Origin of the sequence: Aliicoccus persicus (assembly GCF_900110815.1) — a bacterium.
GTDB classification, from domain to species: domain Bacteria; phylum Bacillota; class Bacilli; order Staphylococcales; family Salinicoccaceae; genus Aliicoccus; species Aliicoccus persicus.
This window is the reverse complement of sequence record NZ_FOIT01000001.1, coordinates 55,343-57,112: the sequence shown is the minus strand read 5'-3', so window position 1 is coordinate 57,112 and position 1,770 is coordinate 55,343. Positions and strand designations below refer to the sequence as shown.

1 protein-coding gene is annotated in these 1,770 nt (G+C 40.6%); it reads right to left on the bottom strand.

Annotated features, from left to right (window positions below):
• Positions 1 to 106 precede the first annotated feature (106 nt).
• Positions 107 to 1,534, bottom strand: a complete 1,428-nt coding sequence (locus BMW30_RS00230; RefSeq protein ID WP_091472585.1) for an APC family permease — start codon at positions 1,532 to 1,534, stop codon at positions 107 to 109.
• Between the last annotated feature and the right edge of the window lie 236 nt (positions 1,535 to 1,770).

Genomic DNA, 1,770 nt, shown 5'->3' with positions numbered 1-1,770 from the left:
AATCGACTCTCTCATAAACTTGACAGCTCACAGCTTTACGAAAAGCTCAACAAAACTTTTTTAAACAAAAAAACACCCAGAAACGGGTGTCTTTTATCAGCAAAAATTATTTTACTCTTGGCTTCTGCTTCAATATTAAGAAGTCCAATTCTTGTTTCGTCATTCTGTTTAATGTTCTGTACTGGAAGGCGAAGAAAATTACGCCAAGTACCATCCACACGACTAACGCAATATACGATGGTGTTGATAATGCCGCTGGTGATGATGGAATCAATAACAGTGCTAAGAACACTAATGAAATTATCGCACCGAGAACACCGAACACGACGTATACTGTGTTTTTGCTCTGTGGCTGGCTGAAGAATTTCACCGCAACCATACTTGTCGCAAAGAATGCGATCGATACGCCGACTGATGACATGTCAACGACCCATGATAATGCTGTTCGACCTAACCACGGTGCAGCGAGCGTAACAATAAGTACGAAAATTACTGCGATGTATGGTGTATTGAATGTCGGGTGTAATTTTGCAAATGCATCCGGGATAAACTTCGCGCGTCCTAATGCGAACGTCAATCTTGACGATGACAAGTAGAATCCGTTAAGTCCTGTAAAGATACCAAACGAAATTGCTATCGCGAGTAAGAACATACCAACAATTCCCATCGATTCTAAGACAACTGAACCAGTAACCCAAGTCGCGCCATCAATTGCGTTTTGATCTTCGTAAATCCATGAAGTCGTTAAGATCATCGCAACGTAAGTCAGGATTGATGCAACGATACCGAATACGATAAGTTTAAATGTGTGACTCGCATCGAATTTGAATTCTTCTGCTGCTTGCGGGATGTTATCAAATCCAACATACATCCACGGTGCAATCGCAACGATTAAAATAATTGACGTGAACATACCACTCTCTTCGTTAAATGCTGGTTGAGCGTTCGAGAATGAGAAGTCTCCAACAAAGAATGAAGCGAGGAATAATCCTCCGACAATCAGTGCCATGAATAGACAGAAGTAGAACTGCAATTGCCCTGATAATCCTGAACCTCTAATGCTAATGTACGCAAACACAAGTAAAATTAAAGTCGACAAAATGACTTCCATAATGTAAACATTCCAACCTGCAATTGTATACAGGTAACCGACTTCTAGAAAATCTGGTAAAACGAATTTAAATAAAAGACTAAATGCACTCGCGTTCAGTGCGACAATACATATGTAACCAAGTACTAAAAACCATGAACCAATAAAACTCGCATACTTACCAAATGATTGGTAGATGAATGCAAACTCACCGCCCGATACTGGGAACTTTTGAGTAAGTGCACCATATGCAACGGCGATAACTAACATCAGTAGACCACCGATGATAATACCAAGTGTTGCACCGAGTGTTCCAGATTGTGTCAACCAGTCTCCCGGTAAGATAAAAGCACCCCAACCGACAGATGATCCAAATGCAATTGCCCAGACGAAGCGTTTGGACATCGTGCTATCAAGCTCTTGACGTTGAATCTTCTTTGCCATTATTTCGTACTCCTTATTCATTACTTAGATTTTGTTACTTAAAACTGTCGTTCAATTTTATAAAAGTGTTCACAATATAGCAACAACTATTCAGAATGGATGTGAAGTTAAGGTGGAAACTAATGATAGTAAATATATTGTGCCAGTGAGCGAGTTTCACTGGCACGCAAATCAATCTGCGTGCCAGTGAGCGAGCTTCATTGGAACGCAAATCAATCTGCGTGGCTGTGAGCGAG

Bases quoted from the DNA above. Each gene is read 5' to 3' on its own strand.
- BMW30_RS00230 (WP_091472585.1), bottom strand. From the start codon at position 1,534: ATGGCAAAGAAGATTCAACGTCAAGAGCTTGATAGCACGATGTCCAAA.